This window comes from Paenibacillus sp. FSL H7-0943, assembly GCF_037963265.1.
In the GTDB taxonomy this organism is placed as follows: Bacteria; Bacillota; Bacilli; order Paenibacillales; family Paenibacillaceae; genus Paenibacillus_AQ; species Paenibacillus_AQ odorifer.
Map to the genome: position 1 here is coordinate 2,849,003 of NZ_CP150148.1, position 12,871 is coordinate 2,861,873.

Below are 12,871 nucleotides of genomic sequence, written 5' to 3' on the forward strand. Positions count from 1 at the left end.
AGTAGGCAAAAACGGCGGAGCTGGCAACAAGGGTAAGGTTACCCCTGCTTCTGCCCGGGAAATCGCGCTTGATATAATGGTTAAGGTTGAACAGCAAGGTGCTTATAGCAATTTGCTGCTCAACAGTAGTCTACAGAAGGCAACGCTTAGCAGAGAAGATGCCGGACTGGTGACAGAACTTGTTTATGGCTCTATTTCGCGGATGAACACCTTGGATTATGTGCTTGAAGGATTTGTTAGTAAAGGGATAGCTAAACTACAGCCATGGGTCCGTAATTTACTGCGGTTAAGTTTATATCAAATTATGTATCTGGATCGTATACCGTCCCATGCAGCTGTTAATGAGGCTGTTAATATAGCGAAGAAAAAAGGCCACCAGGGAATCTCAGGGATGGTTAACGGTGTGCTGCGCAGTGTGTTGCGCGCTGGTGATCTACCGGTTCTGCCTGAGGGGCTGAGTCAAGCGCAGCGGATATCGATATTATACTCACATCCGTTGTGGTTAGTGGAACGTTGGATTACCGAGTACGGTGTCGACACGGCGGAAGCGATTTGTGCATCTAATAATGAGCCGCCTGCGGTCAGTGTACGTGTGAATACAACGATGATCAGTCGTGAAGCTCTGCTGAACCAGATGATTGAACAAGGTCTGCAAGCTTCAGCATCTGAGGTTAGTCCCTATGGCATTGTTGTGAAAGGCGGCGGAAACCTGGCGCTCACCTCCTGGTATCGTGATGGATATCTCTCCGTTCAGGATGAGAGTTCTATGCTTGTAGCTGAAGCGGTAGCTCCGGAGCCTGGGATGAGGGTACTTGACTGCTGCGCTGCTCCGGGGGGCAAAACAGCACATATGGGCGAGCTCATGAAAGATGAAGGATCAATTTACGCTAATGATCTGCATTTGCATAAAGCGAAATTGATCTCAGATCAAGCAGAACGTTTAGGTCTTGATTGCGTATCTACAGGCAGTGCAGATGCGCTGGAGCTGGAGCACACTTTAGAGCATCAATCCTTTGATAGAATTCTTCTCGACGCACCTTGCTCTGGACTCGGCGTAATTCGCCGTAAGCCAGACCTCAAATGGCGTAAGCAGCCGGAAGATGTGGCTAGCGTAGCGTCATTGCAACGGGAATTGCTGCAGTCGGTCTCTAAACTGTTGAAACCGGGTGGCATTCTGGTATATAGTACCTGTACTACTGAACAAGCGGAAAATAGTGAAGTAGTAGCTGACTTTTTGAAGCAGAATCCTGACTTCACCGCTGTAACTTTTGCCTCCCCATTATGGGACAGGCTGGAGGGGACTGCGCTGGCTGAGGGTGAGGGAATTCAGCTGCTGCCTCATCATTATGGGAGCGACGGGTTCTATATTTCCAAGCTTCAGAGAGTCTTGTAATATAGCAAATTTTCTGACAATTGTAGTATCCTCCGCCCGCCGGGCTACCGTACGGCGGGCGTTTTCTTTTACCGTCTCTGAAATTTGTGTTAAAATAGGAAGAATGAGAAATAATACGCATATCCTTATGAAAGAACAGGTGTAGATAATAATGAAACCTTTAATATATGATTTTTCTTTAGAAGAGTTACAACAGTGGGCGAAAGACAATGGTGAGCCTGCTTTTCGTGGTGGACAAATTTTTGATTGGCTGTATGTAAAACGTGTGAATGACTTCGAAGCAATGAGCAATTTGTCCAAAGGGCTTCGTCAGAAGCTGAATGAACAATTCTCTATTGCTGCACTAACTGAAATTACTAAAATGGAATCTAAAGATGGAACTGTAAAATTCCTGTTTGGATTGCATGACGATCATGCTATCGAAACAGTTATCATGAAACATAATTATGGCAATAGCGTTTGTGTAACAACCCAAGTAGGATGCCGAATCGGCTGTACTTTCTGTGCTTCCACACTCGGTGGATTAAAACGGGATTTGACAGCGGGAGAAATTGTAGCTCAGGTTGTTCGTTCCCAACAAATCCTTGATGCGCGCGGCGAACGTGTCAGCAGCATTGTTATCATGGGTACTGGTGAGCCGTTTGAGAACTATGATGCAACAATGAGATTCTTGCGTCTTATGATTCATGAGAAGGGCCTAAATATCGGACAACGGCATATTACTGTTTCCACCAGCGGTATTGTACCGAGCATTTATAAATTTGCAGAAGAAGATACCCAGATTAATTTGGCGATTTCGATTCATGCACCTAACGACGCCTTGCGTTCAAAGCTAATGCCTGTTAACCGCCGTTTTCCGTTTGATGATGTAATTGAATCATTGCGTTATTATCAAGCTAAGACGGGACGACGTGTCAGCTTTGAATATGCCTTGATCGGCGGGGTAAATGACCAACCGGAGCATGCTGAGGAATTGGCTGGGGTGCTTAAGAGCATGTTGTGCCACGTCAATTTGATTCCGGTAAACCATGTGCCTGAGCGGAAATATGTACGTACTTCACGCAATGATATCTTTGAGTTTCAACGTATTTTGGCTGATAACGGGGTGAATGTTACTATTCGCCGTGAGCAAGGCCATGATATCGCGGCCGCATGCGGACAGCTGCGTGCCAAACATATGGAGTTGGGGTGAGGATATTTGATCAGAACAGTTCATGCCAGCGATATTGGCCGAGTGCGCTCTGTCAATGAGGATTCGGTCTGGATCGGCGCGACGCGCCACGGTTATACACTCGGTATTATTGCCGATGGGATGGGTGGACATCAGGCTGGTGAAACCGCAAGCAGGCTCGCTTTGGAGACAATGAGGAATAACCTGGACGGGTTAGAGCCTGAACTTCAAGACGAAGCTCTGCGTGATGCGTTGTCAGCTGCTATTTTGGAAGCTAACAGCACTGTGTTCATCGAGGCTTCCGGTGACGATAAGTATCATAATATGGGTACTACTGTCGTTGCTGTTCTTTTGAATGGATCAAACGGATATATTGGCCATATCGGAGACAGCAGAGCCTATTTAATAAAAGACAGTGCGGCAGTTCAACTAACCGAGGATCATACGCTAGTCAATGAGCTGTTCAAGAACGGTCAGATCAGTGTGGAGGAATTGGATAATCATCCGCGTCGTAATGTGCTGACGAGGGCACTTGGAACAGACGCTGAGGTTGAGGTTGATATGGCGCCTATAGCTCTGCTACCAGGGGAAATTTTGCTTCTATGCAGCGATGGTTTAAGCAACTTTGTCACAAATGAGCATTTAGGCAAAGTAGCAGGTATACATGAGATATCGTTAGAGGAAAGAGCGGACCGTTTACTTCAGCTGGCACTGCTCGCCGGCGGTGGCGATAATATTAGCGTCGCTTTGTTAGAACATCATGGAGAGGCCGCTGTGCCCGAAACAAAGGAGTGGGATTGATGATCGGTCACGAATTGGGCGGCCGTTACCAAGTCATCGAACGGATCGGCGGAGGTGGAATGGCGCTCGTCTATAGAGCACATGACATTCTTTTAAACCGAAATGTCGCCATCAAAGTATTGCGCAATCAGTTTGTGCATGACGAGGAATTTATTCGCCGTTTTAGGCGTGAGGCGCAGTCTGCCGCATCTTTGTCTCATCCGAATGTCGTCAGCATATACGATGTAGGACAAGAAGACGAAATTCATTACATTGTCATGGAGTATATTGAGGGTCAGAATCTTAATGAAATTATAAAAGAACGAGCGCCATTGCAGGTTGATGAATCCGTACGGATCGCTTCACAAATCTGTGATGCCCTAGATCATGCGCATCAGAATCAAATTATTCATCGTGATATAAAACCACATAATATCCTGATCGGACGCAATGGACGGGTGAAAGTAACCGACTTTGGGATTGCCCGAGCAGTTACGTCAACAACCATAACACAGACCGGTTCTGTGGTTGGTTCAGTACATTATTTCTCGCCAGAGCATGCCAAAGGTGTCTCTACAGGAGAAAAGTCTGACTTGTATTCATTAGGTATTGTACTTTATCAAATGCTTACTGGAAGCCTGCCCTTCTTGGGAGAGAGTCCGATTAGTGTAGCTTTAAAACATCTGCAAGAAGAGTTTGAAGAGCCAAAACTTCTGAATCCACTCATTCCGCAAAGCGTTGAGAATGTAATTCTAAGATCAATGCGTAAAAACCCGGAGGAGCGGTACGACTCTGCCAAAGAAATGTTGCAGGATTTGGAAACATGCTTATTGCCGGAGCGTCGCAGTGAGGCGAAGATTCTGTTCAACGATGAAGAAGATGAGGATCGTACGCGGGTTATCCCGGCGATAAAACCGATTCAAAGAAGCAATGGTAATCGTAATCATCGTGAGGAACGGATGGTTCGTGATGAAGATGATGAACCGGTGCCTTCAAGCAAAGGTAAAAAACAATGGGCAAAACCTACATTATGGATTGGGCTTACCTTGCTGTTGCTGTTGGCTATGGCCAGTCTCGTATGGTACGTTAAATCACAGCTAGTTGTTCCTGAGGTTTCCGTTCCTTATGTAGTAGGTAAACAGATAGAACAAGCTCAAACTGAGCTTGAGGATTTGGGGCTTGAGGTTGCTGATCCTATTCTGTATGACTACAGTCCGAATTTTGAAGAGAATGTGGTCATTAAGCAAAGTAGGGAAAAGGATGCCAAAGTGAAAAAAGGAGCGTCCCTTATACTCACTGTGAATACGGCTAAGCCACTACCCAAGATGCCAGATGTAGTTAACAAGAGCTTTGATGATGCGGTTAAAGCATTGATGGCGCTGGGTGTAGCCCAAGACCGGATTGATAATAAACCTCTCTATGACGAAAATACAGATGAAGGTCTCATTGTGAAATCTGACCCTGCATTAAATACTGAATTCGATCCTGAGACGGTTCAAATCACCCTTTACGTTAGTAAAGGAGAAGAAAGTGTACTGTTGCCAGATCTCATCGGTAAGACGGAGAGTGAGGCAAAGGCGCTGCTTGAAGGCGCCAAGCTTGTTCTTGGAGAAGTGAAGAAAGAATCCAGCTTCAGCATTGAAGAAGGTAAAGTAACAAAGACCTGGGCATTTGATAAGGGGACCGGTACTTCTGTTCCACCTGGAACAGCGATTACGATTTACTTAAGTACAGGTTATCCACCTGAAGCCCTGAATTATACCTTTAATGTGCCAGTCGCTCCTGCTCAGGATGGGAAAAAGAGCAAGATTCGTATCGAATTCGTGGATGCGCGCAATAATGGAGAGAAGCAGGATTGGGGAACACGTACCATTGGAAAAAGCCAAGTGTTATCTGTGAATCTAGTATTGGCTCCTAATAAAGATGGTTCAGTTATTGTTACCCGTGACGGTGTACTTTTGGACACTTATGTCATTCCTTATATCGATGCTAAGAACGGAACCGTTCAGGAGCCTGAACCACCAGTTATAGCAACACCACAGCCAACTCCAACACCTTCTGCTGAACCTACGCCTACAATTGAACCTACGATTGAACCGGAGATCTTGCCGGGTTCAGGTTCAGAGAATGACGGAGGGAATAACGGGGCGGTGAATCAGACAGGGTTCGTAACCAATAGTTCGGTAAACAGTGAATCGACTAATAATGGCAATAACAAGCACAATAATAATAAGAACAATAATAAAGGCAAGGATAAATCTAAAGATAAAAACAACAACTAAACAGGATTTAACCTGAACGGTTGGCGTAGCGAAATGACCCGGGGATATCAGACTTGGGTCATTTTCGCAAAATCAGGAGAGGAAGGCTCACTATGTATGCCTGAAGGTATAATTGTTAAAGCGTTAAGCGGTTATTATTATGTGAAACCGCTCCGCGAAGGGTTAATTGCGACTGAAGAGCATTCTGTTCAATGCAGAGGCCGAGGAATTCTCAAGAAAAAAGGGATCGCTCCGCTAGTTGGAGATCGGGTTATTTATATACTTACTGAGCATGGAGAAGGAATGGTGGATGAACTTCTACCTAGAGAATCTGAACTGATTCGTCCACCTGTAGCGAATGTTAAGCTCGCAGTGCTTTTATTCTCCGTTCGGGAGCCCGATATGAACCTGAATCTGTTGGACAAGTTTCTAGTTCATATTGAACATTCGGGTCTGGAACCCCTAATTGTTCTGACTAAACAGGATTTGGCGGATGATGATGGTGAAGCTACCCGTTATGTTAAAGAACTTTATGAGGATATCGGATATGAAGTGATGGTTACAAGTTCACTTACTGGTGCCGGAAGCGATGAGCTAAGACAACGGCTTACTGGTGGTATTAGCGTTTTTGCGGGTCAATCAGGGGTTGGTAAGTCCACCTTATTGAATCGTATTGTTCCCGGGCTTAAACTGGAGACTGGAGAGATCAGTTTACGATTGGGGCGTGGTCGTCATACGACCCGTCATGTGGAGCTGATGGATATTGGTAGTGGAGGTTTTGTTGCAGATACCCCAGGTTTTAGTCAGCTTGATTTCTTGGAGCTTGGTGTAGAAGAGCTGTCCACTTGTTTTCGTGAATTTGCTCAATACGCATCCGATTGTAAGTTCCGGGGCTGCAGTCATCAGCATGAACCAGGCTGCCGTGTAATAGAGGCTTGGAAAGCAGGGAAAATTGCGGATAGTCGCTATGATCATTACAAACTGTTTTTTAATGAAATGAAAGATAAAAAGCGGAGGTACTAACATCATGATACGAATAGCACCATCTTTATTGTCGGCGGATTTCGCGCGTTTAGGTCCAGAAGTTGCAGAGGCGGAAGCCAGTGGTGGAGATTGGATACATGTGGATGTAATGGACGGTCATTTTGTGCCGAATATCACGTTGGGTCCACCTATTGTAAAAGCTGTATCGTTACATACCAAGCTGCCTCTTGATGTTCACTTGATGATTGAGTCACCAGAACGTTATATCCCTGATTTTGCTGCAGCAGGTGCAAGTGTGATCACCGTTCACGCTGAGGCATGCGTTCATTTGCATCGTGTGGTTCATCAAATCAAGGAACTGGGACTGAAGGCAAGTGTAGCAATTAATCCGGGTACTCCGGCTTCAGCGGTGCGTGAGGTGCTGGAGGATGTGGATATGATTCTGGTGATGACCGTTAATCCAGGCTTTGGTGGTCAAGCATTCATTCCTAACACTTTACGCAAAATCACTCAAATTCGAGAATGGGCGAATGAAGTGAATCCAGATTTATTGATCGAAGTAGATGGTGGAGTATCGGAAGAAACAGCACCATTGGTTGTGGCAGCTGGAGCCGATGTTTTGGTAGCGGGGAATGCAGTTTTTGGCCGGAGTGATCGTGCTGCGGCGATCCGAGGAATTCGAGAAGCAGCCGAATCAGCACTGCGTTAAAAAATAGGCGATTGAGACTAGAGGTATAGGCCAAGTCCTCGGTGCATAAATATGGTTACATGAGCAGAAATCTCATGTAGCCTTTTTTTGTTTTGGCAGGGAGGACTGCAGTTCGTTTCCGTTATTGACAAGAGGAAAGTCTCCTGCGTACGGCATGAATTGATGGGAGGGTAAATCATGAAATTTTACACGTTTAAGCTGCCAAGGTTTTTGGGAGGTTTTGTTAAAGCAATATTGAACACATTTCAGAAGAGTTAAGCCTCTAACAGAAAAGAAAACATGAAAAAAAGCACCTTACAAATGTAAAGGGTGCTTTTTGCTTCATATAAGTTATCGTTCGGTCTTAAAAATTGCTAAAGACTAAACGCGTTCAACTTTACCGGCTTTCAAAGCACGGGTGCTGACGTACACGCGTTTTGGTTTACCGTTCACGAGGATACGGACCTTCTGAACGTTAACTCCCCAAGAACGACGGTTGCGGTTATTAGCGTGAGACACGTGGTTGCCGCTGCTCGGTTTCTTGCCTGTTACTGCACATTTGCGGGACATAGATTACACCTCCTTATTCCTAACACCTGCATAAACAATACTTATCTATAATATCACAGCAAATTTTGCTACGTCAACCGATTCAAAAACATTTATTTCTTTTAATACTTATAGTACAATGTAAATTAGTGCATTATGTCCTGTTAATCATAGAATGATTAGGCATGAAGTTAGGAAGGGGAATTCTCAATTGAGTAAGCGTTCTATAAACGGAACAGATTTTACCGCTATGGTATTGGCTGGAGCGGATAAGCTGCAACAGCATGCAGAACACGTCAATTCCCTAAATGTTTTTCCGGTCCCAGACGGAGATACCGGTACAAACATGAATTTGACGATGACTGCAGGTGCGAATGAATTAAAGAAAAATAACACCACTTCTGTGGGCCAATGTGCAGGTGTACTCTCCAAGGGCTTATTAATGGGAGCTCGCGGGAATTCCGGCGTTATTTTGTCCCAGTTATTCAGAGGGTTTAGCAGGTATGCGGCTCAACATGATGAGCTTAATACACAGCAGTTCGCTGCTGCGCTGCAAACCGGAGTGGACGCTGCGTATAAAGCAGTTGTAAAGCCTGTAGAGGGAACTATTCTTACTGTAGCTAAAGAGGCTGCAAGACATGCTGTTTATTATGCCCGCCGTACTACTGACGTTGTGGAGCTGATGACAGAGGTATTAGCCAAAGCAAAAGAAGCCTTAGCTTATACGCCTGAGCAATTACCTGTATTGAAGCAAGTCGGTGTTGTAGATTCTGGCGGTCAAGGTTTGGTCTACATTTATGAAGGGTTTCACCAGCATCTGACGAACGGAAGTACCCGTCTGTCTGAATCTGTGCAAGGACAAACCCACACACCCGTTGCACCAGCGCCTAAACCCGTGTTAACGAAACCTGAAAATGAACTGTTTTCTGTACAGTCTTCTGCGCAGTCACAGCTATCTACTGAAGATATAGAATTTCTATATGATATGGAGTTTTTCATTAATCGCCAGTTAGGCGTTAACGTGAGAACTAATTTTGATGAGGAAGCTTTTAGGAAAGCGTTGTCAGTTAATGGCGATTCCATTATTGTAATTTCGGATGATGAGACGATTAAAGTGCATGTGCATTCTAAGGCTCCAGGTGAAGTGATGAACTTGGCTCTTCTTTATGGGGAGATCACGCAGATTCACATTCTTAATATGCGAGAGCAGCATCGTGACCTGCTGACTGCGGGTATGGATATTGCACCAATGCCTGATGTATTCGCTGATATGCCGAATGAGAAGAGTGCAGTGCAAATGTCTCCTGCTGAGCCACCAGCTGATGATTTGGCACCTTACGGCTTCATTGCGGTATCTTCTGGAGCAGGTATTGCTGATATTTTCAAAAGCCTTGGAGTGGACGTAGTCCTAGCTGGTGGTCAAACAATGAATCCTAGCACGGAGGATTTCGTGAACGCGATTTCTTCTATATCTGCGAAGCATGTTTATATTTTGCCGAATAACTCGAACATTGTTCTTGCCGCTCAACAAGCTAAAGATCTTCTAGAAGGCGAACGTGAGATTACGGTGATTCCAAGTAAAAGTATTCCACAGGGAATAGCAGCAGCTTTTGCGTTCCAAGAGGAAGATGCTGTGGAGACTAATTCTGAGAATATGCTGGAAGCAATCTCTCATGTGAAGTCCGGACAAGTAACGAACGCTGTGCGTGATACAAGCTTTGATGAGCTGGAGATTAAGTCGGGCCAATTTATTGGGATTTCTAATTCCAAAATTGTTGCTGCGGCAGATGATCTTTTGGCTGCAAGTCAGGCGCTGTTATCCAACATGCTGGAGAATGGCGACGAAATCGTCACGATCCTTATTGGCGCAGAAACAGAATCCGAGGCTACTGATTCTTTGAGTGAGTGGCTGGAAGAGACTTATCCGAATGTGGAAGTTGAGATTCATGAGGGTGGCCAACCCCTGTATTATTATCTGTTCTCTGTAGAGCCATAGATAGGAATTAATGGTTCTATAACAATGGAGTAGAAATTTGTTATTGCGTAGTTGGCAAAATTATAGCTTGGGGGAGAAAATCCATGAATCGTACCATTATCGTCACCGACAGCACTTCAGATATCCCGCCAGCAATGGCGGAAACGTACGGAATTGAGGTAGTACCGTTGACCTTAATGTTCGGCGAAGAGGCTTTTAGGGACAATCTGGATATGACTCCGGAGCAGTTCTATGAGCGTCTTCCCCGTACCTCACAGCTGCCGACTACTTCTCAACCCTCACCGGTTGAATATATGAATGTGTACCGCAGTATTCTGGAGCGTAACCCGGGCTGTTCTATCCTTTCCTTTCATATTTCTTCTGGACTGAGCGGGACTTATCAATCTGCATTGCTGGCTAAATCGATGCTGGAGGAAGAGGGAGAAGGAATCACTGTTGTGGATTCTCTCTCCGCTTCTTATGGTTTTGGATTTATGGTAGTGGAAGCTGCCAGAATGTCTGCTGAGGGCAAAGGACCTGAAGAGATACTTGAGGCTGTAGAAAGCCTACGTCAATCGCGTAAGCTTTACTTCTTAGTAGATACACTTGAATATTTACAAAAAGGCGGGAGAATTGGGAAAGCCTCCGCTATTCTGGGGACACTTCTGAATATTAAGCCGATCCTGTCCATTGATGCAGAAGGTATTATTTATGCGGTGGAGAAAGTTAGAGGCCGTAAGAAGGCTGTCGCCCGTATGATTGAACTGTTCAAGCGGGATCTGCAGGGTGTAAACAAAATCAATGTGGCCGTGGGTCATACGGCTGAACCGGCTTCCGGCGAGGAGTTCCTGAATGAGCTTGCAGGACACTTCACCTTGGAAGAAAAAGTGCTGACGAACGTCGGCCCTGTCGTGGGCAGCCATGTCGGTAACGGTACATTAGCTGTGTTCATTTGGCCTGCAAAATGAGGGATTAATATGACACTGGCATTAAATCAAATTGAAGTAAAAAACATAACTGGCGTGAGTGCTCAAAAGCAAAGCGAGCTTCACGCCTTTGGCGTCTTTACAGTAAAGGATTTATTAGAGTATTATCCGTTCCGCTACGAGGATTATCGGCCCCGCTCGCTTAGCGAGACTAAACACGGGGATAAAGTGACCGTTGAGGCAAAAGTGATCGGTATCCCTGTGCTGCAGCGCTTTGGCGGCAAGTCTCGTCTTAGCTGTAAGATGGTTGCAGAGCCCTGGATGTTCACAGCAACCTGGTTTAACCGCCATTACGTAAGAGAGCAACTCACTGTGGGACGGGAAATTGTGCTGACCGGAAAATGGGATCAGAAGCGCAATCAGATTACAGTGACTGATTATGAATTTCCGGATCGTGGTGAAGGGAAGACGGGAACACTGCAGCCAGTCTATTCAGTAGGTGGTAAGATCACGCAGTCCTGGATCAGAAAGGTTATTAATCAGGGACTTCAGCAGTATGGGGATCTGATTCCAGAGATTTTACCGCATTCTATTATGAGGGAATATGACTTCATGCCGCGTAAACGGGCCATTGCCACTATTCATAGGCCTGAGGACACTCGTGAAGGGCAGCAGGGGCGCCGTAGGATGGTGTATGAGGAACTATTCCTGTTCCAGTTGAAGATGCAAGCGTTCAGGGTTCTGAACCGCGGGCGGATGGATGGGGTAGTCCACACAGTGGATAACGCGACGGTACGCCAGTTCGTTCGCAGTCTGCCTTTTGAGCTTACAGATGCACAGAAACGTGTAGAACTGGAGATTTTACATGATCTGCGTTCACCATATTGCATGAATCGTCTGCTGCAAGGAGATGTTGGCTCGGGTAAAACAGTGCTTGCGGCAGTGGCGCTTTTTGCTACAGTAAGATCTGGTTTTCAGGGTGCACTTATGGTGCCTACAGAGATTTTGGCAGAGCAGCATATGCGTTCACTTACCAGAATGTTTGAGCCGTTCGGGATTACTGTAGGACTCCTTACGGGCAGTGTGACTGGCCGAAAACGTAAAGAATTATTGGCCTCGTTGCAAATGGGGATGCTTGATATCGTGGTAGGAACACATGCTTTGATTCAGGAGGATGTATTTTTCCGTGATCTGGGTCTTGTAGTAACTGACGAGCAGCATCGTTTTGGTGTGAATCAGCGTGGTGTATTGCGGCGTAAAGGATATAATCCAGATGTACTGACGATGACGGCGACGCCTATTCCTCGTACGCTTGCTATCTCTGTTTTTGGAGATATGGATGTATCCACTTTATCTGAGAGGCCGAAAGGCCGGGTGCCAATAACTAGTTACTGGGTAAAGCATGATCTTATGGATCGTGTGCTGAATTTGATTAAGCGTGAAATTGATCTCGGTCGTCAAGCTTATCTGATCTGTCCGCTTATTGAAGAGTCAGAGAAGCTGGATGTGCAGAATGCTATTGATTTGCATATTCAGATGAGCCAAGCTTTCCCTAGCTATAAAGTTGGGCTTTTACATGGTAAAATGACTCCCGCTGAAAAAGATGAAGTGATGCGGGCGTTTTATAACAATGAGCTGCAGCTGCTTGTGTCCACTACGGTGGTGGAGGTGGGTGTAGACGTTCCTAATGCTACATTGATGATCATTATGGATGCGGATCGTTTTGGCCTGTCACAGCTGCACCAGCTGCGTGGACGGGTAGGAAGAGGGCAGCATGCCTCTTTTTGTGTGTTGGTAGCTGATCCAAAATCTGAAATCGGACGTGAGCGAATGACTGCCATGACCGATACGGATGACGGATTTGAGATTTCCCGAAGGGATTTGGAGCTGCGTGGTCCGGGGGACTTTTTTGGGACAAAGCAGAGTGGATTACCGGAGTTTCGGCTGGCAGATATGACGGCTGACTTTGAAATTCTCGAGCAGGCGCGGGATGATGTTGCTGAGCTGCTTAAGGATGAAGCCTTTTGGACATCACCTGAATATGCATCTCTTCGGCATTATTTACAGAGTGAACAGATCTTCCAAGGAGAATTAATTGACTAACTAGGCACATGTAGCACCGAAGGCTCATATACTGTGAAAGA

The 12,871-nt window shown here is 45.7% G+C and carries 11 protein-coding genes; 10 read left to right on the top strand and 1 reads right to left on the bottom strand.

Annotated features, from left to right (window positions below; translation table 11 throughout):
• Positions 1-61 precede the first annotated feature (61 nt).
• The 7 genes from rsmB to spoVM all read left to right on the top strand — a co-directional run bounded on the left by rsmB (position 62) and on the right by spoVM (position 7,556).
• Positions 62-1,393: a 16S rRNA (cytosine(967)-C(5))-methyltransferase RsmB gene (rsmB, locus tag NSQ55_RS12265; RefSeq protein WP_339174487.1), complete on the top strand. Its 1,332-nt coding sequence runs from the start codon at positions 62-64 to the stop codon at positions 1,391-1,393.
• Positions 1,394-1,544: 151 nt separating this feature from the next.
• Positions 1,545-2,585 (top strand): 23S rRNA (adenine(2503)-C(2))-methyltransferase RlmN, encoded by a 1,041-nt coding sequence (rlmN, locus tag NSQ55_RS12270; protein WP_036686196.1) that lies wholly within the window; start codon positions 1,545-1,547, stop codon positions 2,583-2,585.
• 6 nt (positions 2,586-2,591) lie between these two features.
• Complete coding sequence (locus NSQ55_RS12275; protein WP_339173586.1) at positions 2,592-3,365, top strand: Stp1/IreP family PP2C-type Ser/Thr phosphatase; 774 nt, start codon at positions 2,592-2,594, stop codon at positions 3,363-3,365.
• Positions 3,365-5,626 carry a Stk1 family PASTA domain-containing Ser/Thr kinase gene (pknB, locus tag NSQ55_RS12280; protein ID WP_076183400.1) on the top strand — a complete coding sequence of 754 codons (2,262 nt, stop codon included), beginning with the start codon at positions 3,365-3,367 and terminating at the stop codon, positions 5,624-5,626. The genes NSQ55_RS12275 and pknB overlap by 1 nt, the downstream gene beginning before the upstream one ends.
• Before the next feature lie 96 nt (positions 5,627-5,722).
• Positions 5,723-6,628 (top strand): ribosome small subunit-dependent GTPase A, encoded by a 906-nt coding sequence (gene rsgA / locus NSQ55_RS12285; protein WP_339173591.1) that lies wholly within the window; start codon positions 5,723-5,725, stop codon positions 6,626-6,628.
• A gap of 4 nt (positions 6,629-6,632) precedes the next feature.
• Positions 6,633-7,298, top strand: coding sequence for a ribulose-phosphate 3-epimerase (rpe, locus tag NSQ55_RS12290; protein WP_076136152.1), 666 nt, complete (start codon positions 6,633-6,635; stop codon positions 7,296-7,298).
• A gap of 177 nt (positions 7,299-7,475) precedes the next feature.
• The gene (gene spoVM, locus NSQ55_RS12295; protein WP_020431362.1) at positions 7,476-7,556 is read left to right on the top strand and encodes a stage V sporulation protein SpoVM; all 81 of its coding nucleotides are present in this window, start codon (positions 7,476-7,478) and stop codon (positions 7,554-7,556) included.
• A 102-nt stretch (positions 7,557-7,658) separates the two neighbouring features.
• Here spoVM and rpmB read toward each other — a convergent pair whose 3' ends face one another.
• Positions 7,659-7,847 carry a 50S ribosomal protein L28 gene (rpmB, locus tag NSQ55_RS12300; protein ID WP_036686205.1) on the bottom strand — a complete coding sequence of 63 codons (189 nt, stop codon included), beginning with the start codon at positions 7,845-7,847 and terminating at the stop codon, positions 7,659-7,661.
• Between the two features lie 190 nt (positions 7,848-8,037).
• Here rpmB and NSQ55_RS12305 point away from each other — a divergent pair, with 190 nt between their 5' ends.
• The 3 genes from NSQ55_RS12305 to recG all read left to right on the top strand — a co-directional run bounded on the left by NSQ55_RS12305 (position 8,038) and on the right by recG (position 12,830).
• A complete protein-coding gene (locus tag NSQ55_RS12305) occupies positions 8,038-9,822 on the top strand; it encodes a DAK2 domain-containing protein (RefSeq protein ID WP_339173594.1) in 1,785 nt (594 codons plus the stop codon).
• Between the two features lie 83 nt (positions 9,823-9,905).
• Positions 9,906-10,769: a DegV family protein gene (locus NSQ55_RS12310; protein ID WP_036686209.1), complete on the top strand. Its 864-nt coding sequence runs from the start codon at positions 9,906-9,908 to the stop codon at positions 10,767-10,769.
• Positions 10,770-10,778: 9 nt separating this feature from the next.
• Entirely contained in the window at positions 10,779-12,830 is a 2,052-nt protein-coding gene (gene recG / locus NSQ55_RS12315; RefSeq protein WP_036686210.1) for an ATP-dependent DNA helicase RecG, read from the top strand.
• The last annotated feature ends 41 nt before the right edge of the window (positions 12,831-12,871 follow it).

Coding starts and splice junctions, on each gene's coding strand:
- rsgA (WP_339173591.1), top strand. CDS start 5,723: ATGCCTGAAGGTATAATTGTTAAAGCGTTAAGCGGTTATTATTATGTG.
- pknB (WP_076183400.1), top strand. CDS start 3,365: ATGATCGGTCACGAATTGGGCGGCCGTTACCAAGTCATCGAACGGATC.
- rpmB (WP_036686205.1), bottom strand. CDS start 7,847: ATGTCCCGCAAATGTGCAGTAACAGGCAAGAAACCGAGCAGCGGCAAC.
- rpe (WP_076136152.1), top strand. CDS start 6,633: ATGATACGAATAGCACCATCTTTATTGTCGGCGGATTTCGCGCGTTTA.
- spoVM (WP_020431362.1), top strand. CDS start 7,476: ATGAAATTTTACACGTTTAAGCTGCCAAGGTTTTTGGGAGGTTTTGTT.
- recG (WP_036686210.1), top strand. CDS start 10,779: ATGACACTGGCATTAAATCAAATTGAAGTAAAAAACATAACTGGCGTG.
- rlmN (WP_036686196.1), top strand. CDS start 1,545: ATGAAACCTTTAATATATGATTTTTCTTTAGAAGAGTTACAACAGTGG.
- NSQ55_RS12310 (WP_036686209.1), top strand. CDS start 9,906: ATGAATCGTACCATTATCGTCACCGACAGCACTTCAGATATCCCGCCA.